Here is a 448-nt window from a genome sequence, read left to right on the forward strand (position 1 = left end):
TCAGCCGGGCGGGCGCGAGCGACAGCAGCTCCACGTGCCGCACCGTCGAGCGGGTCAGCGAGGGGTACTGCACGACGGCGACCTGCCGGGTCAGCTGCGCGAGCAGCCGCACCGTCCGGCCGACCACGTCGTCGAGGTCGACCGCGCCGTCGAGGAAGTTCTGGATGGCCCGGCGCTCGGGCGAGGACAGCGGCTTGACGCCCGCGAGCTTGTCGACGAAGAGGCGGTACCCCTTGTCGGTGGGGATGCGCCCCGCGCTCGTGTGCGGCTGGGCGATGAAGCCCTCGTCCTCCAGCACCGCCATGTCGTTGCAGACGGTGGCCGGGGAGACTCCCAGCCGGTGCCGCTCGGTGAGCGCCTTGGAGCCGACGGGCTCCTCGGTGCCGACATAGTCCTGGACGATGGCGCGCAGCACTTCGAGTCTGCGTTCGCTGAGCATCGCGCACAC

At 71.4% G+C, this 448-nt stretch carries 1 protein-coding gene; it reads right to left on the minus strand.

Annotated features, from left to right (window positions below; all coding sequences use genetic code 11):
- Positions 1-439, minus strand: a 439-nt coding sequence (locus AC0AIB_RS31335) for an HrcA family transcriptional regulator (RefSeq protein WP_465098100.1), incomplete at its 3' end; no start/stop codon positions are given.
- Between the last annotated feature and the right edge of the window lie 9 nt (positions 440-448).

The sequence above is a fragment of the Micromonospora sp. DSM 43699 genome, from assembly GCF_055517075.1.